The 20,947-nt window shown below is 42.6% G+C and carries 22 protein-coding genes; 15 read left to right on the forward strand and 7 right to left on the reverse strand.

The window, feature by feature from the left end; genetic code table 11:
• Positions 1-141 precede the first annotated feature (141 nt).
• Positions 142-627 (forward strand): DUF3993 domain-containing protein, encoded by a 486-nt coding sequence (locus MHI53_RS07365; RefSeq protein ID WP_340373139.1) that lies wholly within the window; start codon positions 142-144, stop codon positions 625-627.
• A gap of 35 nt (positions 628-662) precedes the next feature.
• On the opposite strand, the gene MHI53_RS07370 is transcribed toward MHI53_RS07365, so the two are convergent.
• Positions 663-896: a glutaredoxin domain-containing protein gene (locus tag MHI53_RS07370; protein ID WP_061144125.1), complete on the reverse strand. Its 234-nt coding sequence runs from the start codon at positions 894-896 to the stop codon at positions 663-665.
• A gap of 91 nt (positions 897-987) precedes the next feature.
• Entirely contained in the window at positions 988-1,947 is a 960-nt protein-coding gene (locus MHI53_RS07375; RefSeq protein WP_340373140.1) for an MBL fold metallo-hydrolase, read from the reverse strand.
• A gap of 183 nt (positions 1,948-2,130) precedes the next feature.
• Between MHI53_RS07375 and MHI53_RS07380 the strand changes: the two genes are divergently transcribed.
• The 4 genes from MHI53_RS07380 (at position 2,131) to MHI53_RS07395 (ending at position 5,293) form a co-directional block, all read left to right on the forward strand.
• Complete coding sequence (locus MHI53_RS07380) at positions 2,131-2,370, forward strand: YkuJ family protein (RefSeq protein WP_034314086.1); 240 nt, start codon at positions 2,131-2,133, stop codon at positions 2,368-2,370.
• A gap of 616 nt (positions 2,371-2,986) precedes the next feature.
• Positions 2,987-3,133, forward strand: a complete 147-nt coding sequence (locus MHI53_RS07385) for a hypothetical protein (protein WP_185113148.1) — start codon at positions 2,987-2,989, stop codon at positions 3,131-3,133.
• A gap of 122 nt (positions 3,134-3,255) precedes the next feature.
• On the forward strand, positions 3,256-3,693 hold the full coding sequence (gene cbpB / locus MHI53_RS07390) for a cyclic-di-AMP-binding protein CbpB (protein ID WP_061144123.1): 438 nt from the start codon (positions 3,256-3,258) through the stop codon (positions 3,691-3,693).
• 100 nt (positions 3,694-3,793) lie between these two features.
• Positions 3,794-5,293, forward strand: a complete 1,500-nt coding sequence (locus MHI53_RS07395) for an MDR family MFS transporter (RefSeq protein WP_340373141.1) — start codon at positions 3,794-3,796, stop codon at positions 5,291-5,293.
• Between the two features lie 51 nt (positions 5,294-5,344).
• Here the strand turns inward: MHI53_RS07395 and MHI53_RS07400 are convergent, their stop codons facing one another.
• Complete coding sequence (locus tag MHI53_RS07400; protein ID WP_340373142.1) at positions 5,345-6,082, reverse strand: sulfite exporter TauE/SafE family protein; 738 nt, start codon at positions 6,080-6,082, stop codon at positions 5,345-5,347.
• Positions 6,083-6,194: 112 nt separating this feature from the next.
• On the opposite strand from MHI53_RS07400, the gene MHI53_RS07405 reads away from it, so the two are divergent.
• From MHI53_RS07405 to MHI53_RS07420, 4 genes are all read left to right on the forward strand, one after another.
• A complete protein-coding gene (locus MHI53_RS07405) occupies positions 6,195-7,079 on the forward strand; it encodes a LysR family transcriptional regulator (RefSeq protein WP_061144121.1) in 885 nt (294 codons plus the stop codon).
• A gap of 121 nt (positions 7,080-7,200) precedes the next feature.
• Positions 7,201-7,911 (forward strand): 2,3,4,5-tetrahydropyridine-2,6-dicarboxylate N-acetyltransferase, encoded by a 711-nt coding sequence (gene dapD, locus MHI53_RS07410; RefSeq protein ID WP_340373143.1) that lies wholly within the window; start codon positions 7,201-7,203, stop codon positions 7,909-7,911.
• A 76-nt stretch (positions 7,912-7,987) separates the two neighbouring features.
• Positions 7,988-9,112 (forward strand): N-acetyldiaminopimelate deacetylase, encoded by a 1,125-nt coding sequence (locus MHI53_RS07415; protein WP_340373657.1) that lies wholly within the window; start codon positions 7,988-7,990, stop codon positions 9,110-9,112.
• Positions 9,113-9,158: 46 nt separating this feature from the next.
• Positions 9,159-9,818 carry a TrkA family potassium uptake protein gene (locus MHI53_RS07420; RefSeq protein WP_061144119.1) on the forward strand — a complete coding sequence of 220 codons (660 nt, stop codon included), beginning with the start codon at positions 9,159-9,161 and terminating at the stop codon, positions 9,816-9,818.
• A 73-nt stretch (positions 9,819-9,891) separates the two neighbouring features.
• Here MHI53_RS07420 and rnjA read toward each other — a convergent pair whose 3' ends face one another.
• Both rnjA and MHI53_RS07430 read right to left on the reverse strand, forming a co-directional pair.
• Positions 9,892-11,562 (reverse strand): ribonuclease J1, encoded by a 1,671-nt coding sequence (gene rnjA, locus MHI53_RS07425; protein ID WP_061144118.1) that lies wholly within the window; start codon positions 11,560-11,562, stop codon positions 9,892-9,894.
• Between the two features lie 3 nt (positions 11,563-11,565).
• Positions 11,566-11,775, reverse strand: a complete 210-nt coding sequence (locus MHI53_RS07430) for an RNA polymerase epsilon subunit (protein ID WP_061144117.1) — start codon at positions 11,773-11,775, stop codon at positions 11,566-11,568.
• A gap of 902 nt (positions 11,776-12,677) precedes the next feature.
• Between MHI53_RS07430 and MHI53_RS07435 the strand changes: the two genes are divergently transcribed.
• A complete protein-coding gene (locus MHI53_RS07435) occupies positions 12,678-13,445 on the forward strand; it encodes a Cof-type HAD-IIB family hydrolase (RefSeq protein WP_340373144.1) in 768 nt (255 codons plus the stop codon).
• A gap of 51 nt (positions 13,446-13,496) precedes the next feature.
• Here MHI53_RS07435 and def read toward each other — a convergent pair whose 3' ends face one another.
• On the reverse strand, positions 13,497-14,051 hold the full coding sequence (gene def, locus MHI53_RS07440) for a peptide deformylase (RefSeq protein WP_061144115.1): 555 nt from the start codon (positions 14,049-14,051) through the stop codon (positions 13,497-13,499).
• A gap of 245 nt (positions 14,052-14,296) precedes the next feature.
• Positions 14,297-14,458, reverse strand: a complete 162-nt coding sequence (locus tag MHI53_RS07445; RefSeq protein ID WP_061144114.1) for a YjcZ family sporulation protein — start codon at positions 14,456-14,458, stop codon at positions 14,297-14,299.
• A gap of 217 nt (positions 14,459-14,675) precedes the next feature.
• Here MHI53_RS07445 and MHI53_RS07450 point away from each other — a divergent pair, with 217 nt between their 5' ends.
• The 5 genes from MHI53_RS07450 (at position 14,676) to lpdA (ending at position 20,936) form a co-directional block, all read left to right on the forward strand.
• Positions 14,676-15,341: a YkyA family protein gene (locus MHI53_RS07450; protein ID WP_340373145.1), complete on the forward strand. Its 666-nt coding sequence runs from the start codon at positions 14,676-14,678 to the stop codon at positions 15,339-15,341.
• Positions 15,342-15,940: 599 nt separating this feature from the next.
• On the forward strand, positions 15,941-17,056 hold the full coding sequence (gene pdhA / locus MHI53_RS07455; RefSeq protein WP_061144112.1) for a pyruvate dehydrogenase (acetyl-transferring) E1 component subunit alpha: 1,116 nt from the start codon (positions 15,941-15,943) through the stop codon (positions 17,054-17,056).
• Positions 17,057-17,059: 3 nt separating this feature from the next.
• A complete protein-coding gene (locus tag MHI53_RS07460) occupies positions 17,060-18,037 on the forward strand; it encodes an alpha-ketoacid dehydrogenase subunit beta (protein WP_061144111.1) in 978 nt (325 codons plus the stop codon).
• Positions 18,038-18,158: 121 nt separating this feature from the next.
• Entirely contained in the window at positions 18,159-19,520 is a 1,362-nt protein-coding gene (locus MHI53_RS07465; protein ID WP_061144110.1) for a dihydrolipoamide acetyltransferase family protein, read from the forward strand.
• A 3-nt stretch (positions 19,521-19,523) separates the two neighbouring features.
• Positions 19,524-20,936: a dihydrolipoyl dehydrogenase gene (gene lpdA, locus MHI53_RS07470; RefSeq protein WP_061144109.1), complete on the forward strand. Its 1,413-nt coding sequence runs from the start codon at positions 19,524-19,526 to the stop codon at positions 20,934-20,936.
• Positions 20,937-20,947 lie beyond the last annotated feature (11 nt).

Raw genomic sequence — 20,947 nt, forward strand, 5'->3', positions numbered from 1 at the left:
ATATGAAATCTTCTTTTTTTATGGCTGAGGATGCAAATGGACTTCATGACAATTTGTAGTTTCACTTTGTCCTGGACGGGTATTGAAAGAACATAGGCAGTAATCGGAACCAAATTATTCTATAGTGAGGGGATGATAGGAATGAGTAAATATGTAGTAGCATGTCTCGCCAGTATCCTTCTTTTTTTAGGCGGAGGGTTCACAGCTTCGGCAGAGGGGTTACATAGGGAGGAAGCACTTAACTTAGTAAAGGAAGCCGCAATGAGCCAGGGCTCGATAAGCGAGGAAGTAAGCACGAAAGAAGCGATAGATACCAAGCTCGAAAAACATTTCACAGATGATTTCATCAGGAAGTTTGTGAAAGCGAATGTAGTGAAAGTCGATGATGGGTATACTGCATTTGGATCGGACTTCGCGCCTTATTATATCCCATTTTTCAGCTACGATGAACATACTGAAGTTGTTTATGGGGACAATGGTGATCTCATGTATGTGCAGGAGGAGTTCAAGGGCACAGAGGACGGGCCGGTATTAAGCGGAAAACATGTTGAGTGCGTTACCTTGAAAAAAGAAAATGGCGTTTGGAAGGTAAAGGATGTAAGATATGAAAATGAAAAATTGAAATGAAAAAGTCTGGAGGGTGGCCCCTTCCAGACTTTTTGTTATATATTCAGTTCCTTTTTTATGGCATCAATTTCAAAGCCTATGATGGCCTTCCCATCGATGACGACCGTTGGTGTGGAATAAGCCCCATATTTATTCGTTAATTCTTTACGTGCATGTCCGTCTGCTTTAATATCTTTTTCATTATATACGACATTATTATCATCAAAAAACATTTTCATGATTTTGCAGGGAGGGCAATCAGGTTGGGTATAAAGCGTGACGTCTTTCATTTCATTCCTCCATGTATGTGCTATAGGTAAGGTTCACTCTTTCATTATAGGTAATCCCGAGCCATTTGGATAGGAAAAAAACTTCAGCAATCTACTTATTCTGCTCCTGCTTCATCAGATAGTCTATCAATCCCATGGAACTGACATTCAGGTCCATGGATATGATATCGAAAACAGGGTGGTTTATGCTTATCCCCTTTTCCTCCAAATGAGCTGCCACTACCTTGAAAATATTTTTACTGGTTGCTGCGACCCTTTCCTCGAAGGCAGCATACTCCCGGAATGCCGATTTTGCCGTCTCGACAAAAATAGGCAGCCAGTACTGAAGTTGCCTATATACTTCCTTAGGGTTTTCCGATACCCCGTAATGGCCGAAATATATTCGCTCCACGCCGACGCTTTCATACAATTCTGCTGCAGCCAGCATGGCTTCGGGGTTAAATTGATTTGGTGATGTGGATGGTAAGTGAAATTCCACCCCCTCCTCATCGAGTTCACGGTAATAGATGCCAATCGTGTCACCAGAAAACATCCCTTTTGACATGGAATCGAAAATGCTCATATGATGGTTTGCATGGCCCGGGGTGTCATAAAAAGTCAGCGTCGAGTTATCACCGGTTTGTAAGGTTTCCCTATCATGTTTCCCTATCATCCTTTCGGGGGGAATGGGCAGGATCGGATCGAAAAGCTTATTGAAGTCTTCCCCATAAACCGCTTTGGCTCCGGCTATCAAACGTGTAGGATCTTCTAAGTGCCTTATACCTTTTGGGTGGACGATCACTTTGGCATTCGGGCAATGTTGTAAAAAAAGTCCGGCACCGCCTGCATGGTCCAAATGAATATGGGTAAGAATGATATATGTAACATCCTCGGGGGCTATGTCAAGTTCAGCGAGCCCCTTGAGTAAGTGTGGGATGGAGGGACTGGCGGAAGTTTCTACTAACGTGATATCCGTATCGGCAATTACATATGTTCCCGTTCGATTTCTTCTATCCAGATCAAAACCATCAATTAAAGAAATGCGATAACCAAGTTCACTAATGTTTTGCAATCGAATCTACCTCCAGAAAATTTTTCATGTACAAAATCCATTCCTTATTTTATGCTGTTAATAGTGTCATGTAAAGAATGAAGTTTTAAATTATTCTGAATTTATTTCAGCGTGGCTACTGGATAGAAAAGTATGGTATAGTGAAACCTATCGAAAAGGTTTTATTCAGAAAGGAGAGGGAGTATGTCTCAATTACAGGGCATCCTTACCAGATTGAAAAGTCTTCAAGAGCAAGCGAAGGAATCTGAATCTGCTCAACGTTTTTTTGAAATAGATGGTGTGAAAAAGTGCCAGGTTACATATTTCAGCAAAACAGAAATGTTCGAGCTTGAAGTATACAGTGATAAAGGGAAATCATCGAAATATCAATTTGATAATATCGATATGATTACCATTGAAATCTTTGATCTTCTTCAATCTTAAAAAAACATGAAAAAGCTGGCTTCCACTTGGAAGAGGCTTTCAGACCGTAGATAAGCTCCAGAGTAATGGAGGTTGTCTACGGTTTTTTGTTTTTTGCTATTGGTCGTTGAAAACGAAGATAGAATCTCCATTGCATTTTTGATGGTTTGTACGATGAACGTTTCATTGCACTGCAGAGCTCCCTTATCCAGAGGCGGTCCTTGGGCCTCTTCGGCTTTCAGCCTGCGGGGTCTCAAGTAGACACGCATTTCCCGCAGGAGTCTCGCACCTTCCGTTTCATTCCACTCTGTGTGAAAACGAAAATTGAAGGGCGTTGCCTATAGTTTTGTTGATTTGTAAAAAGACCGCTTCATTCCATTTTGCGTGAAGACAAAGAGGAAATCCCGATTGTCCATATGTAGCTGGAGAGAAAAGGGACAAAAAGCATGTGAAAAGTGCGATTTTTATGAGAACCTGCCTCAAATTCGATGCAAAGCCCAAACTCGCGAGTAAAAGCAAGAAACTTGCGAGAGCTGACTTCCGATTAGAAAAGGTGTTTTATTGTAGAGGCGAACACGTTTCGCTTTTTGAATGAAGAAGTGCTTTTTACGACATCTTATTAATTGGAGGGATGTAAATGAAGAGTCCAATCGTATTATGCCCTGTTTGCGGTGAGAAACGGGAAATGGAAAATGTATTGACGGCACAGTCCAACCAAAATGTCATTTATCAATGTCCTGAATGCGGTTACAAAAAGGCAAACATCAAAACTAGTAAGGGCTAAGGATTTCAAGGGAAAATCCCGCAGTTTGGGATTTTATTGCTCTGGGAATGAGCCTTTTCAGCTTACATATGTTAAACTAAAAGGAGAGCTGTATATAAAAACATATGGTAAGGGGTTTTAACATGATCGGTACTCATGATGGGGATTTATTGGAATCCAGCGTTAAAGATTTGATGATTTCTTCTGAACGCGTGGCCCACGTGCAGGTAACCAATAATTTAGAACATGCACTATTGGTATTGACAAAGAGCGGTTATACGGCCATTCCTGTGTTAGATCCGATGTATAAGCTGCATGGCTTGATTAGCACACCAGTCATTCTTGATTCAATCTTGGGACTGGAACGAATCGAATTCGATAATCTTGAGAATAAAAAAGTTTCAGAAATAATGAATATAGACATACCTCGCTTGCATATTGAGGATACACTGACCAAGGGTGTGGAATTGTTAATAGATCATCCGTTTGTCTGTGTAGAAAATGACGAACATGTATTTGAAGGAATCTTGACAAGAAGAGCGATCTTGAAAAAGGTATTCAAACAAAGTTCACCTGAATAAGTTCGGCTGCGCATTATGGTTCCTTCAGAACTCGCCAATTGGCGAGTTTTCTTGTTTAACTTGAAACGAAATCAATACATATTGGGAAAGGATGCGAAAATTGGGGAAAACAGCGGATCGTTCAAAAAAACAGCATAAACCATTGAAACGTCCCTTCATATTGACTGCCATCATGCTGGCAATGTTCATGAACGCCATTGAAGGGACGATCGTATCGACGGCGATGCCGGCCATTGTAAGTGATTTAGGCGGTTTTTCCTTATACAGCTGGGTGTTTTCAGGTTATTTGTTAATGAATGCCGTGACGGTCTTGATATATGGAAAGCTTTCCGATATTCTCGGGAGAAAACCGGTTTTATTATTTGGAATTACTGTATTCTTAATAGGCTCGCTTCTTTGCGGCTTTGCAAATAGTATGACTGAACTCATCATTTATCGCTTTATACAAGGCTTTGGCGCGGGTGCTGTAGCTCCGGTAGCTTCAACGATCATTGGGGATATCTATAAAAATGAAGAACGGGCACGCGTTCAAGGATATCTATCCAGTGTATGGGGCATTTCGGCGGTCATGGGACCTGCCTTGGGCGGCTTGCTTGTTGAAAACCTGACCTGGAAACTGGTTTTCTGGGTGAATATCCCCCTTGGAATATTATCTTTTATTGGAATATGGTTTTTCCTTCATGAAAATATCGAAAAGAAAAAACGGGATATCGATTACTTGGGAGCAGCCTTATTGACTTTATCCATCTCCACTTTCATGCTGATCCTTGTAGAAGGAGGAGTGAAATGGTCATGGGCATCGGTACCGATCATTTCCCTAGCCATTGTGGCCTTGCTTGCCTTCAGCTTATTCATTCTTCAGGAAAAGCGGGCAGCGGAGCCGATGATGCCGTTTGAAATCTGGCAGGAGCGCTCCATCTTGATAGCGAATCTTGTATCCCTTACGACAGGGGTCATGATGATTGGTTTGTCGAGCTTTCTTCCGACCTTCGTTCAAGGAGTGATGGAACGTTCGCCAACGGTGGCAGGTTTTACCTTGACCGCCATGTCGATAGGCTGGCCGATTGCATCCATGGTTTCAGGTTGGCTCTTGATGAAAATAGGCTTCAAGGCGACTTCTCTCCTTGGAGGGAGTTCCTTGATCATAGGAAGCTTGATCCTGGTCTTGATGAAGCCTGAAGCAGGCCCGCTCCTGGCAGCGTTTGGTTCTTTCTTTGTCGGGGTGGGGATGGGCCTGACTTCGACTTCATTCATTGTCGTCATTCAAAAAACAGTCAGCTGGGAACGGCGCGGGATTGCTACAGCATCCAATATGTTCATGCGTAATCTAGGCAATACTGTAGGCGCTGCCTTACTTGGAGGAGTCATGAATACCAGACTTCATGACTATTTAAGCGGGCATGCACCAAAAGGGACGGAAGTGACGATCGATACCGCCAATAAGTTATTGAACAGCGAAGAAAGGGAGTTGCTTCCTGATGCTGTCGTGAAGGTCCTGCAGGAGGGACTCACATTGTCGCTGCACACGATTTATCTAATCGTTCTCGCCTTCTCTGCAGTTAGCTTCATATTGCTTACGAGACTAAGGAAGAATGGATAGTCATATAAGGCAAAGGCAGTCTCGTTCATGAGGTTGCCTTTGCTTTTTTCGTTAAGGAAAGGCAACGCGGATGATCAATTGAAGCAGCAAGGCAATCGTGACTCCATGTAAAATGAACTTCAGCTGACGGGTTGAGATTTTTTGGGCGACACGAACGGCTAGCTGCGAGCCGATCAGGGACCCAATGGTATAGTAAGTGGCAATCTCCCAGGCAATGTTCCCTGCAAGGAAATAGGTGATGAATGCAGCTGTGCAGCTTATGAAAGTTTGGAATCTAGTAAAGGCGAGGGATTGAAGGTATGTGGCACCATTTCTTAAAAAGGTATACATAAGCATGGTTGCCTGTCCTGGGCCGAACATTCCATCGTAAACACTGATCCCGAATAAAGAAGGGTACGCTTTTTTAGGCAGATGCCAAATTGATCCCGATTCCGGCTTTGGCTTCTTGATGAAATTTATCACCAAGGCAATCGTCAAGAGGCAGATGGCCAATAAGTTCATCATTTTTTCAGAAAAGGAATTAGCAAGAAGGCCGCCACAGAAGCCGCCAAATAAGGCAAATGGGATTAACTTGAGTGCATCCGCCACTTTTAGCTGTTTTTTCTTCAATAAGATATAAAAACTCGAAAATGAGGAAAACATATTGGAAAATTTGACTGAGCCAATGACTTGGTGAATAGGGAAGCCTATCAAAAGGAGGGAAGGCATGCCGATAAGGCCTCCGCTGCCAGCCAAGGTGCCTACGAATGAGGCGGCAAAACTGATGACCAGCAATAAAATGATCGTCAATGGATATCACTCCGTTTCTTTTCCCTTGTATTATAAGCGGACTTTGTTGATAATTACATGTAAATAATTTTAATCATCATGATAAGAAATAATTATCAAGAGGTTGGTGTGTATGTCATTTTCAGAATTTCATCTATTATCCGTGTTAGCTCAGGAAATGAATATGAGAAAAGCGGCTGAGCGGTTGTTTGTTTCCCAACCGGCGTTATCTCAGCGTTTACAATCCATAGAAAAGGATTGGGGCTCGAAACTGTTTCTCCGTTCACAAAAAGGACTATCCCTGACGCCTGCAGGAGAAGCGGTGATCCGATTGGCCAATGAAGTGATCGAAAAAGAAGAAAAGGTAAGGGAAAGTATCCAGGCAATGGATCATGAAGTGTATGGCACATTGAAAATAGCCTGCGCCTCGATCGTCGGCCAAAATTGGCTGCCTCAAGTCTTGAAAAAATTCGTCCAAAAATACCCTTATGCCAAAATCTCGCTAATCACCGGCTGGAGCAGTGAGATTTTAAAGTCTTTATATGAGGGGCAAGTGCATATTGGCATCATCAGGGGAGCACCAGATTGGAAAGGAATCAAACAGCACTTATTTACCGATATGCTCTATTTGGTGGATACCGAAATGAAGGAATTGAATCAAGTGTTCGAAACGGACCGCCCGTTCATTCAGTTTAAAAGTGATTCCAATTATTACCAGGAAATCCAGGACTGGTGGCATCGGCAATTTAAAACGACACCAAAAAACACCATAGTCGTCGACCAAATTGAAACATGTAAGCAAATGGTGTTCAATGGAATAGGGTATGCCATTTTGCCGGCCATCACGTTACATGATAAGGATACGAATGTGTTCAAGATCCCGCTTTTGGATGGGCATAACCATTCGATTGAAAGAGATACATGGCTTTGCGGATATGAATCTGCTTTCCAGCTAAAGCAAGTCCAAGCGTTCACTGAAGTGGTGAAGGAACATATTCGTGAACAAGGCATGATATGAATCAGCTAAAGCCAAGATAGGGCCGAATAATAAATTGGAGTGACATTCAGCTTGTCTTGCCAGCAGTTGTCTGGTAAATTTAAGACGAGTAATGATACATATTTAGGAGGTTTTACCCGGAATGAATAAAATGGATGCAAACGAAATTATTTCTTTTATCTCAAATAGTAAAAAATCCACACCAGTCAAGGTATATGTCAAAGGTGATTTGGAAGGCATCGATTTTGGCGCAGCTTCGAAAACCTTCATTACAGGGAATACCGGGGTCGTATTCGGTGAATGGTCTGAAATGGAAGAGGCAATCAAGGCGGCCGGAACGAAAATCGAGGATTATGTAGTAGAAAATGATCGCCGTAATTCTGCCATTCCTTTATTGGATCTAAAAGGAATCAAGGCGCGTATCGAGCCTGGTGCAATAATTCGTGATCAAGTGTCCATCGGGGACAATGCAGTCATCATGATGGGGGCATCAATCAATATTGGCTCCGTCATTGGCGAGGGTACGATGATTGACATGAATGCGATCCTTGGCGGTCGTGCAACCGTTGGGAAAAACTGTCACGTCGGGGCAGGGGCTGTATTAGCAGGTGTCATCGAGCCGCCTTCCGCACAACCGGTCATCTTGGAAGATGATGTGTTGATCGGAGCCAATGCGGTCGTTCTTGAAGGCGTTAAAATCGGCGAGGGATCCGTTGTAGCGGCTGGTGCTGTCGTAACGAAAGACGTTCCTCCATACTCTGTTGCTGCTGGCATTCCGGCTAGGGTCATCAAGCAAATTGATGAAAAAACGAAATCGAAAACAGAGATCATGCAAGAGCTTCGCCAGCTTTAATTTCTTAATAGAATATTGTCTAAAGCGTGGATAATTTTATCCACGCTTTCTGTATAGGGAGGAAAATCGTGTGAAAATAAATCCTTTTGCCGAGATTCGGCGTGAATTGCATCAAATTCCGGAGATTGGATTCAAAGAATTCAAGACACAACAATATCTACTGAATTACATACAAGGTTTACCCTCTGAGCGAATGGAAGTGAAAACTTGGAAAACTGGGATATTCGTCAAAGTGAGGGGAAGGAAACCGCGGAAAATGATTGGCTACAGAGCCGATATAGATGGGTTGCCGATAAAAGAAGAGACGGACTTGCCCTTCGCCTCCACTCATGAGGAGTATATGCATGCATGCGGTCATGATTTTCATATGAGCATCAGTTTGGGTCTATTGACCCATTTTAACGAAAATCCGATCGATGATGACTTACTTTTCATTTTCCAGCCAGCGGAAGAGGGACCTGGCGGCGCCGAGCCGATGCTGAAATCGGAAGCGATGATAGAATGGAAGCCGGATATGATTCTTGCCCTGCATATTGCGCCGGAGTATCCAGTGGGGACGATTGCCGTTAAGGAAGGGCTTTTATTTGCCAATACATCCGAATTATTCATCGAATTAAAAGGCAAAGGCGGACATGCAGCGTACCCTCATGAAACAAGGGACATGGTCATCGCAGCCTGCTCGCTGGTAGGGCAGTTGCAAACCATCGTTTCCCGAAATGTCAATCCGCTTGATTCAGCCGTGATTACAGTCGGAAAAATCACAGGCGGGACGGTGCAAAATGTTATTGCGGAGACAGCGCGCCTGGAAGGTACGATACGCACGCTTAATCCGGAAACGATGATAAAGGTCAAGTCGAGGATAGAAGCGCTTGTGGAGGGCATGAAAGTGGGCTATGAATGCCTTGCAGAGATAGATTATGGGGCGATGTACCATCAAGTATATAATGAAGAAGTATCGACCAAGGAATTCATGGAGTTTACAGAGGCGAGAGCTGATGTTCATCTGCATCGCTGTACGGAAGCGATGACTGGTGAGGATTTTGGGTATATGTTAAAAGAGATACCAGGTTTCATGTTTTGGCTCGGGGTTTCATCGGAATTCGGATTGCACCATTCCAAGTTGAACCCTGATGAAAGGGCAATAGAACTTGCCATCAACCATATTGCCGATTATTTAACGTTCAAAGGGAACGAAGCGTAAAGATTATACGGAACACAGAGCAAAGAAAGATGTTGGAGGGCTTAAAGTGAAAAAAGAATTTGCTGTGATTGGACTTGGTCGCTTCGGCGGCAGTATAGTGAAGACATTAGCTGAAGAAGGATTGGGAGTGTTGGCCATCGATGCTGACGAAGATCGAGTGAATGAATTCGCAAGGATCGCTTCACATGCCGTAGTTGGAGATACGACAGATGAAAATGTGCTGAAAAACTTGGGAATTCGCAATTTCGATCACGTCATTGTAGCCATTGGCGAGAATATTCAGGCGAGTATATTGACAACGCTCATGCTGAAGGAGCTGGGAGTCGGCAATGTTACCGTGAAAGCGCAAAACGATTATCATGAGAAGGTTCTTCGGAAAATCGGGGCCGATTTTGTCGTGCATCCCGAACGTGACATGGGGAGAAGGATCGCCCATAATATCGTTTCCAATAATATCCTCGATTATTTGGAGCTGTCTGATGAACATTCCATCGTCGAAATAGTTGCAAGCCAGAAGATGAACGGAAACTCGATATTTGACCTTGATATCCGTGCCCACTACGGGCTGAATATCGTCGCGATAAAAAGAGGCAATGAAATCAATGTTTCCCCGCAGGCGAACGACTTGATTCATAAAGGGGATATATTGATCGTAATCGGCGCCGATTCCGATATCAACCGTTTTGAAAAGAAGATTGTGGAATAAGAAAGATTCTTGTGACTGACTCAATGGGACGATAAAAAAGCCCAGCCATTCGAATGGCTGGGCTTTTTCTTGTTTATTGAACTTCCATGATGATCGGCAGGATCATCGGACGGCGTTTCGTTTTTTCATAAAGGAATGGAGACAATGTATCCGTTATTTCATTTTTAATTTCAGACCACTGTGTAGTCTTCCGATCCATCACTTTATTCAGATGCTTAGTGATCAAGGATTGGGCATCGCTGATCAGATCTCCTGATTCTCTCATATAAACAAAGCCGCGTGAGATGATGTCAGGACCCGAAGCAATTTTAAATTCCTTCATGTTGATGCTTACTACGACAACCACAAGGCCTTCTTCAGAAAGAATGCGGCGGTCACGTAAAACGATGTTGCCGATATCCCCGATGCCGCTTCCATCGATGTAAACCGAACCAGAAGGGATTTTACCAGCGATTTGTGCGGTATTTTCACTTAAGGAAAGCACCTCACCGTTATCCATGATAAAACAGTTTTCTTCAAGAACTCCGCAATCGACTGCATGGCGGGCATGAAGCTTTTGCATCCGGTATTCGCCGTGGATCGGCATGAAGAATTTTGGCTTGATTAAACGCAGCATTAGCTTTTGTTCCTGCTGTCCGCCATGTCCAGATGTATGGATATCACTCAATGGTCCGGAAATGACTTCTGCACCAGCGCGATATAATTGATTGATCGTTCTGGAAACACTGATCGTGTTACCAGGAATAGGTGAAGAAGAAAATACGACTGTATCCCCAGGAATGATCTGGATTTGTCGGTGTGTCCCATTAGCAATTCTCGAAAGGGCTGCCATTGGTTCACCTTGGCTGCCTGTACAAAGGATGGTGACTTTGTTTGCAGGCATGCGATTTAATTGCTGTACGTCAATGAACGTATCCTTCGGCGCCACAATATAGCCAAGGTCTTGGCCTATTGATATGGCAGAGTCCATGCTGCGGCCAAAAACGGCAATTTTACGCCCATTTGCCACCGCTGCCTCCACCACTTGCTGAAGGCGGTGAATGTTCGACGCGAATGTTGCGAAAATAATCCGGCCGTCCACCTTACGGAAAATGTCTTGAATGGTATCGCCGACACGGCTTTCGGACATAGTGAAATTCTGCACCTCACTATTCGTGCTGTCTGAGAGCAGGCATAATACGCCTTCTTTGCCAATTTCGGCCATCTTTGTCAAATTGGCCGGTTCTCCAACTGGAGTGAAATCGAATTTAAAGTCACCAGTATGAACAATCTGTCCAGGCGGCGTCTTTACAACGATTCCGTAAGAATCCGGGATACTGTGCGTCGTCCTGAAGAAAGAAACGGAAGTCTTCCGGAACTTGATCACTTCATCTTCGCTGATTTCAATCATCGTCGTCTGACGTAAAAGGCCGTGTTCTTCCAATTTGTTGCGAAGCAACCCAAGTGCCAGCTTCCCGCCGTATACCGGGACATTCACTTTTCTAAGTAAATAGGGAATCCCGCCAATATGGTCTTCATGGCCATGCGTGATGAAGACACCTTTAATTTTATCTACATTTTTCTCTAAATAGCTGTAGTCTGGAATCACATAGTCAATACCGAGAAGTTCATCTTCCGGAAATTTAATTCCAGCATCAATGACGATGATCTCGTCTTGAAACTGAACCGCGTATGTGTTCTTACCGATTTCGCCTAAACCGCCCAGGGCGAATACAGCTGTTTGATCATTTTTTACGAATTTCATAAATTATAGCTCCAATACTTTGTAATCTTCATTTTGTTTTTCATAGTCTAGATAGGCTCCGGTTACGGGCAGTACGATTTCTACGTTGTAAGGTTCTTTCTTTAATTTTAGACGAACGTCGCGAACGGATTCACCTTCGACAAACATCGTTTTCGTATTCTCCCTGATGGGAACCTCTGATATGGTTACTTGATAGTATACCTTAAAAACCATTTAAATCTCTCCTCACTTGTGTGCATTGCTTTTTTCATTATATATAAAAACAACAATTTTTACATGTTTTTCAACATCATGTAAAAATAAACCCAGCTCCGCCATGAAAACGGAAGGGGTTTTGCTGAACCAAATATACTAATGTCTGCCAAAGTATATAAAAAATAGATTGCCGGTCCGTTTAGTCCTCTATCCTCTATCCTAACCGTTTTTACTAGGTGTAAAACTTAAATCGGCAAAGAAAGTTTCGGACAGCACGTTTTCAGGCGATTTCAGCTTATCTCGATTACTGGAATGATCAATGTTTTCTTCCCGCCTAAAGCAGCGTTTCAAGAAAGAATAACGGCTCCTATTCAACACGAAATATGTATGGTACCCATTGGTTGGCTGTTACATGGCCAATGGAAAGAATGCTTAACAAGAACTTTACAACAAGGAAGAAGCCCTCCGCAAGTTTTTGAAGGGCTGTCCGAAAAAAATTCGCAAATGGATGACGGCCATGGCAAGAAATGAATGGCGAATCATGCGATGGATTTTTTTCTTAAAAGATCATTCCACTGTTTTACAAGCTTTTTACGAAGCTTTTTTAACATGGCGATCACACTCCCTTAGTATTATTGTATAGGATTATTCAATAATGTAAATATGTCTTTACAAGTACTTGTTCCATTTTTGAAAAAAAGGCCCGAACGACGGCTAAATGAGTTTGTGTGGAAGTAAGGAGAAATATTAAATGGAGGCCGGGTATGTGGACCCTTAACGATAGTATATGCACGTCCCCGAATAAAAAACGTGACTTAGCGTGGAATTTGGCACAGTTACTTGACTTATCTTGATGACAATTATTAAATGGGTACATATTAGAAAAGGATAAATCCGAATGAATTGGAAGTGAATGATTAGTGAAAATCGTATTTTTTGATATTGACGGAACATTGCTGGATCATGACAAAAAATTACCTGCCTCTACGAAAAAGGCGGTTAAGCAGCTGCAGGATAGCGGGGTGTTTGTTGCGATTGCAACAGGAAGGGCTCCGTTCATGTTCGAATCATTGAGGGAAGAACTTGGCATCGATACGTTCGTGAGTTTCAATGGCCAGTATGTCGTTTTTGAAGGGAAAGTGGTTTATAAAAACCCGTTGAGCAAATCAGAGGTAAGGAAGCTCCACGATCATGCTGAGAAAAATGAAATCCCGATCGTCTTCATGAATGAAGAAACGATGAAATCAAGCGTGCCTCATCATGACCGAATCGAAGAGGCCATTAGCACCTTGAAATTCCCCCACCCTGAGCATGTGGCCGATTTTTATGAGGATCATGAAATATATCAGGCATTATTATTTTGCTCCGAAGATGAAGAAACGGATTATGTAGGGAATTATGATGACTTCCATTTCATTAGATGGCATCCTTATTCAACGGATGTACTTCCGTTTGGAGGATCAAAAGCAGAAGGCATAAAAATATTAATGGAAAAAGTCGGGTTCGCGCTCGAAGATGTTTATGCCTTTGGAGATGGGTTAAATGATATTGAAATGCTAAAAGTAGCAGGCTATGGCGTGGCGATGGGGAATGCCGGCCAACTTGTGAAGCAGGAGGCAGACTTTGTAACGAAGGCTGTCGATGAGGATGGAATATTTTTTGGCTTGAAAGAACTTGAACTCATTTAAAAAATAAAAACTCCCGTCGGACAACAGACGGGAGTTTTTCACACAAAAGGATCACCGTTCCACCGCGATCGAATGATCCGGCACGGCATAAGGGTCTTCCTTATTGATGCGATCATAAAACATAATTCCATTCAAATGGTCGATTTCATGCTGAAAGCAAATGGCTGGGATGCCTTTCAGCCGGAGCAGGACCGAATTTCCTTCCAAATCCGTACCTCCAACCGTAATTCTAGCATAACGTGGTACATAGCCTGAAACAGGCCGGTTAACGGAAAGGCAACCTTCTCCTGTAGTCAAGTAGGCTTTCTCCACTGAATGGCTTAGGAGCTTAGGGTTGAAAAGCGCATAGCTGTAAAGTTTATCATCCTTTTCTTTTAAATGAACCGCAATCATTCTTTTAGAAACATTCACCTGAGGTGCGGCCAAGCCAATTCCTGCACGCAGTCCGTAGAGGGCGGCAATATCAGGCTTCTGGCTGTTTTGCACATATTCCATCAAGCTGGCCAAAAGCTGCTTATCGGCATCTGATGCCGGGAGAGGGACCTCCACTGCGACTTTCCTTAAGATAGGATCGTCTTCTTTAACAAAATCATCCATAGTAAGCATCGTTTTTCACCCCCATCGTACTGTCATTGATATGTATAGGGTTATTTTAACAAAAAACATGCCAAAAGTTAATGGAATGATCACAACTATTAATAGCATGGGATAGGAGGCGAACCCTTGGGTAAATCCCTATCCCACCCATTGTTTTATTTTCGAGTTAAGGTCAAAAGAAAAAAGTACATCTTTTTTTGTGAATCAGGGTAAATAGATAACATTTTCGGGTAAAGGTAATAGTAATTATCTGTTTAGCATAAGCAAGCGCCGACGATGATGAGCAGGATGAAAAGGACGATGATCAAGGCGAAGCCGCATCCGAAGCCTCCACCGCCACCACATTGCTCACCATAACCATAGCTGGGTGCAGCTGAAACCGGATAACAACATTCCTGGTTGTAACCTCCATACATAATTTCATACCTCCGTATTTGTATTGTTTTTACTTGTTGACCACTTTGATTTGAAACGGTCCCTACAGCCTATGCAGTAAGGTTTAAAGGGTGTAGGCTAACGCCCAGTAATGAAAAAATCCTGTTATGAATATGGATTGTACGAGGTCTGCTGCTATAACGGAAATTCAAAAGGAATTTAAATCTTCGAAGAACTTATCAGAAGGAGCTGTCTATATTGAAGCGTTTGGGCGCCATTGTTATTTTACTTTTTTCCACTACATTGATCATGTCCGGGTGTTTAAATGGTTCACCAGAGGAAAAAATCCAAAAGATTTTAGAAAAAACGGCAGAAAAGGAAAATGATTTCAACGAACATCAGGAGCCGCTTAATGAATTGGAGAAAAAAGAAAAAGAGCAGTATGAAAAAATTATAAAACTTGGAATGGATGAATATGAACAAATCGTAGAGCTATCAGATGAAGCGACCAAGAATCTCGAACAACGGGAAGCAATTATCGAAAAGGAACAAACTAGTATGCAGAGCTCGAAAGAAGAATTTAAAAAGATGGATGAACAAATAGGTAAGATAGAGGATGAAAAAGTAAAAAAAGAAGCCACTGAAATGGAAAATGTCATGACGGAACGTTATGATACATACGACAGCTTATATGAAGCCTACCGGCAAAGCCTGGATTATGATCGCGAATTATACGACCTGTTCAAAAAAGAAGATTTGAAGATGGATGAACTGCAGGGTCAAATCAAGAAAATCAATACCTCATATGCAAAAGTATTGAAAGCCAATAAGCAATTTAACGCCTTAACGGAAAAATCCAATCAAAAAAAAGAAAGTTTTTATGATCGTTCAGGCATAGAAATGGCTAATTCAACAAAAGAATAAATACTGATGGGCTGTGATTCTCACTCACAGCCCTTTTTTTGCATCAGGCTGAAATCAGGGTGTGCGTGAATATTCAAGGACCTGTACTAAAAAAAATCAAATGTGTAAAATCTAACAGCAGGATCAAATGAAAGCGTTTGAAGATTTTTTCTGAATATTCTTCCAAGTCATGAAAATGCCTTTAGTTCAAGGGATTTTTGAATGGCTGGTATGAGTGAGTGAAGGCAAATGATCCTCATTCTCCCACCCAAAATGAAAGATAGTGCAATTTTAGTGATACAGTAATAAACCCGAAACTAATACAGAGATGCAAATCCTTTGTTGTTCGTACTATGGGTTTGAAAAAATAAGGAACTTCAAGACGTTGACTGATGTTAATTCATCTTGTAAATTAATATTTGGATATCCCTTGTATCATTTTCCTTGATTTTTTTTATGGTACAGACTAAGATTGAAGCATATTAAGCGTATCCACGTTTGAGGGATTGGTCTTAAGGGAAAAATAATTCAATGGATTGTTGAAGAAGCTAAAAAGCAAACTATCTTTGCTTTATAGAAGAATAATCACAAACCTTTTTAATGAAAGGATGAGGTGCCAAATGGCTCAAAAAACTAAACAAGCTAAAATTAATGTTCAGGATCAGCTTAAGAAAGTGGAAGAACAATTTGAAACTTTTCAAATTATAAACGAAGAGGGAGAAGTCGTGAATGAAGCGGCAATGCCTGATTTAAGTGATGAGCAGCTGCAGGAATTAATGCGTCGTATGGTTTATACACGTATCTTGGATCAACGTTCAATCTCATTGAACCGCCAAGGACGGTTAGGATTCTATGCACCGACTGCCGGTCAAGAGGCTTCTCAAATCGCTTCGCAATATGCTTTGGAGAAAGAGGATTTCATTCTTCCCGGCTATCGTGATGTGCCGCAAATCGTTTGGCATGGCCTGCCGTTATGGCAAGCATTCCTATTCTCCCGCGGTCATTTCAAAGGAAATCAAATTCCTGAGGATGTTAATGTCATTTCACCGCAAATCATTATCGGCGCCCAATATATCCAAGCTGCCGGTGTAGCGCTTGGACTGAAAAAACGCGGTAAAAAAGCGGTAGCGATCACTTATACTGGTGATGGCGGAACTTCACAAGGTGACTTCTATGAAGGAATCAACTTTGCAGGTGCATTTAAAGCGCCAGCTATCTTCATCGTGCAAAATAACCGTTTTGCGATTTCAACTCCTGTTGACTTGCAATCCGCAGCGAAAACATTGGCACAAAAGGGTGTGGCTGCAGGTATTCCAGGTATCCAAGTTGATGGAATGGATGCATTGGCCGTTTATACTGCCGTTAAGGAAGCCCGGGAACGTGCCATTAATGGTGAAGGCCCTACATTGATCGAAACATTGACGTACCGTTATGGACCACATACGATGGCTGGAGATGATCCGACACGCTACCGTACTTCCGACATGGATAATGAGTGGGAACTGAAAGATCCATTGGTTCGTTTCCGTAAGTTCTTGGAAAATAAAAAGCTTTGGAATGAAGAGTTAGAGAACGAAACGATAGAAAAAGCTAAAGAAGATATTAAAGAAGCAATCAAAAAGGCAGATGCAGAACCTAAGCAAAAAGTAACTGACCTTATCGAAAACATGTTTGAAGAAATGCCTTACAACCTAAAAGAACAATATGAAATTTATAAAGAGAAGGAGTCGAAGTAAGCCATGGCTCAATTGACGATGATCCAAGCAATTACAGAAGCATTACGTACAGAACTAAAAAATGACGAAAACGTACTCGTTTTTGGAGAAGATGTCGGTCTTAATGGTGGAGTATTCCGTGCAACGGAAAATCTTCAAAAAGAATTCGGCGAAGATCGTGTGTTTGACACTCCCCTTGCCGAATCTGGAATCGGTGGATTAGCGGTCGGTCTTTCTTTACAAGGTTTCCGTCCTGTTCCTGAAATTCAATTCTTCGGATTTATATATGAAGTAATGGACTCCGTAAGCGGTCAGCTTGCTCGTATGCGCTACCGTTCAGGCGGACGTTACAGTGCGCCTGTTACGATTCGTTCACCATTCGGAGGGGGAGTGCATACTCCGGAAATGCATGCGGATAGCTTAGAAGGTTTAATGGCCCAGCAACCAGGGTTAAAGGTAGTTATCCCTTCAACTCCTTACGATGCAAAAGGCTTATTGATTTCGGCAATTCGTGATAACGATCCTGTCATTTTCCTTGAGCACATGAAATTGTACCGCTCGTTCCGTCAGGAAGTGCCTGAAGAAGAGTATACAATTCCGTTAGGAAAAGCGGATGTGAAAAGAGAAGGAACGGATTTATCCATCATAACTTACGGTGCGATGGTACAAGAATCCATCAAGGCAGCGGAAGAATTGGCCAAGGATGGTCATTCTGTCGAGGTTGTCGACTTAAGGACTGTATCTCCACTTGATATTGACACGATCATTGCTTCTGTAGAAAAAACGGGACGCGCCATCGTTGTTCAAGAAGCACAAAAACAAGCTGGTATAGCAGCGAATGTTGTTGCAGAGATTAACGAACGTGCCATCTTAAGCTTGGATGCTCCTGTATTGCGAGTGGCAGCTGCTGATACGGTATTCCCGTTCTCTCAAGCTGAAACAGTATGGCTCCCTAATTATAAAGACATTATGGAAACGGCGACTAAAGTCTTAACGTTTTAACTTAATCTTGAGTAACGCGAAAGAAAGTGCTTGCTTGAGAAAGAATTAGCATGAATGAAATGCAAGATAAAGGACTTTATTCGAAGCACTAAGTATGATTTAATATAGGAGGTTGAACTCAGTGGCATTCCAATTTAGACTCCCAGATATCGGAGAAGGTATACACGAAGGTGAAATAGTGAAATGGTTTGTAAAACCAGGAGATAAGATTCAAGAAGATGACGTGCTTTGCGAGGTTCAAAACGATAAAGCCGTTGTAGAAATTCCATCACCTGTTGAAGGTACCGTGGAAGAAATCCTTGTTGAAGAAGGAACGGTTGCCGTTGTTGGTGATGTTCTTGTAAAATTCGATGCTCCAGGATATGAAAATCTTCAGTTCAAAGGGGATCATGGAGACGAAGAGAAGGCTGAAGGCGATAAGGATACGGAGGCTCAGGTTCAAGCTACTGCTGAAGCTGGACAAGAAGTCAAGAAAGAGGCTGCACCGGATCAAGCCAATAGTGCAGAAACGGGCGCAGGAGCACAGCCACAGGTTGAGGTGGATCCTTCACGTCGTATCATCGCCATGCCTTCTGTTAGGAAATATGCACGCGAACAAGGGGTAAACATTCGTGAGGTCGCTGGTTCCGGGGATAACGGCCGCATCATGAAAGAAGACATCGATGCTTTCAAAAATGGCAAATCCGCTCCACAGCAGCCAGCAGCTGAAAGTGAAGCTTCACAACAACAAGGTGAAAAGGAAACGACTGAAAAAGCTAAAGTGTCCATTCCAGAAGGTCAATATCCTGAAACTCGCGAGAAAATGAGCGGCATGAGAAAAGCGATCGCTAAAGCGATGGTTAAATCCAAGCAGACAGCTCCACATGTAACATTGATGGATGAAGTCGATGTGACGTTACTCGTCGCTCACCGCAAGAAATTCAAGGATGTTGCCGCTGCAAAAGGAATTAAGCTTACATTCCTTCCTTATGTTGTTAAAGCGTTAACAAGTGCATTGCGTGAATTCCCTATGCTTAACACATCATTTGATGATGAGGCTAGTGAGATTATCCATAAACACTATTACAATATCGGAATTGCGGCAGATACAGACAAAGGCTTGCTCGTTCCGGTTGTTAAAGATGCAGATCGTAAATCACCTTTTGCTATTTCACAAGAAATCAATGAATTAGCCACAAAAGCTCGTGATGGAAAATTGGCACCTAACGAAATGAAAGGTGCATCATGCTCGATCACGAATATCGGTTCAGCAGGCGGCCAATGGTTCACACCTGTAATCAATCACCCAGAAGTTGCCATTCTAGGTATTGGACGCATTGCCGAAAAAGCAATTGTACGCGACGGGGAAATTATCGCCGCTCCAGTTCTGGCATTATCACTGAGCTTTGATCACCGCATGATTGATGGAGCTACTGCTCAAAATGCATTGAATCATATCAAAAAGTTATTGAACGACCCAGAATTATTGTTAATGGAGGCGTAAATAATGGTTGTAGGAGATTTTCCAATCGAAACAGATACTTTAGTGATCGGTTCAGGCCCAGGGGGATATGTTGCAGCAATTCGTGCAGCACAGCTTGGACAAAAAGTTACGGTCGTTGAAAAAGGAACAATCGGCGGAGTTTGTTTGAATGTAGGCTGTATTCCATCGAAAGCTTTAATTTCGGCGGGACACCGTTTCCATGAAGCTCAGCATTCAGAAGACATGGGGATCTTTGCAGAAAAAGTTTCTGTTGATTTTTCTAAAGTACAAGCTTGGAAAGGTACTGTTGTCAAAAAATTAACGGGCGGCGTCAGCGGCCTGCTAAAAGGAAATAACGTGGAAGTTGTAACAGGCGAAGCGTATTTCGTTGATGAAAACAGCATCCGTGTTATGAATGAAGACTCAGCCCAAACATATACATTTAAAAACGCGATCATCGCCACTGGTTCATCACCAATCGAGATTCCGTCATTTAAATATACGAAACGCGTAATTAACTCTACTGGTGCCCTTGCTTTGGATGAAGTTCCAAAATCAATGGTAGTAATCGGCGGAGGTTACATCGGTACGGAGCTTGGCGGAGCATTCGCAAGCTTTGGCACTAAAGTGACGATTCTTGAAGGCACGGAAGAAATTCTTTCAGCTGGTTTCGAAAAACAAATGGCAGCACTTGTTAAACGTAACCTTAAAAATAAAGGTGCTGAAATTGTTACGAAAGCAAATGCCAAAGGCGTGGAAGAAACCGAAACAGGCGTAACCGTTACTTATGAAGCAAAAGGCGAAGAGAAAAAAGTCGAAGCTGATTACGTATTGGTTACTGTGGGACGTCGTCCTAATACTGCCGAAATCGGTCTTGAGCAAGTCGGAATCAAAATGACGGATCGCGGTTTGATCGAAACGGATAAACAATGCCGTACAAGCGTGAAAAACATCTATGCGATCGGTGATATCGTTTCTGGACCTCAATTGGCTCATAAAGCTTCTTATGAAGGTAAAATTGCAGCCGAAGCCATTGCTGGACATTCATCAGAAATCGACTACCTTGCCATTCCGGCTGTTGTATTCTCTGAACCGGAACTTGCATCTGTCGGCTATAATGAAAAAGAAGCGAAGGAAGCTGGAATTGAAGCGCTTGCTTCCAAGTTCCCATTCGCTGCAAATGGACGTGCTCTATCTTTAAACAATACTGATGGATTTGTGAAGCTTATCACTCGCAAAGAAGATGGATTGGTTATTGGAGCACAAATCGCAGGGCCGAACGCATCTGATATGATCGCGGAACTTGGCTTGGCCATCGAAGCAGGAATGACTGCCGAAGATATCGCGATGACGATCCACGCGCACCCAACTTTAGGGGAAATTACAATGGAAGCTGCGGAAGTGGCCCTTGGAACTCCTATTCATATCATTAAGTAATTTTATCCGAT

Origin of the sequence: Peribacillus sp. FSL E2-0218 (assembly GCF_037992945.1) — a bacterium.
Classification (GTDB): domain Bacteria; phylum Bacillota; class Bacilli; order Bacillales; family DSM-1321; genus Peribacillus; species Peribacillus simplex_B.